This window comes from Pantoea sp. Cr_R13 (assembly GCF_029222565.1).
Lineage (GTDB): Bacteria > Pseudomonadota > Gammaproteobacteria > Enterobacterales > Enterobacteriaceae > Pantoea > Pantoea eucalypti.
The window spans coordinates 1-391 of record NZ_JARHXL010000006.1; the positions used below are offsets into that span (position 1 = coordinate 1).

The 391-nt window shown below is 54.0% G+C and carries 1 rRNA gene; it reads left to right on the top strand.

The window, feature by feature from the left end:
• Positions 1–381, top strand: a 16S ribosomal RNA gene (locus P2R09_RS03975); the annotation flags it as partial.
• Positions 382–391: the final 10 nt, after the last annotated feature.

The following is a 391-nucleotide window of genomic DNA, read 5'->3' on the forward strand; positions in this document are numbered from 1 at the left end:
CGGTGATAAACCGGAGGAAGGTGGGGATGACGTCAAGTCATCATGGCCCTTACGAGTAGGGCTACACACGTGCTACAATGGCGCATACAAAGAGAAGCGACCTCGCGAGAGCAAGCGGACCTCACAAAGTGCGTCGTAGTCCGGATCGGAGTCTGCAACTCGACTCCGTGAAGTCGGAATCGCTAGTAATCGTGGATCAGAATGCCACGGTGAATACGTTCCCGGGCCTTGTACACACCGCCCGTCACACCATGGGAGTGGGTTGCAAAAGAAGTAGGTAGCTTAACCTTCGGGAGGGCGCTTACCACTTTGTGATTCATGACTGGGGTGAAGTCGTAACAAGGTAACCGTAGGGGAACCTGCGGTTGGATCACCTCCTTACCTGAAGATA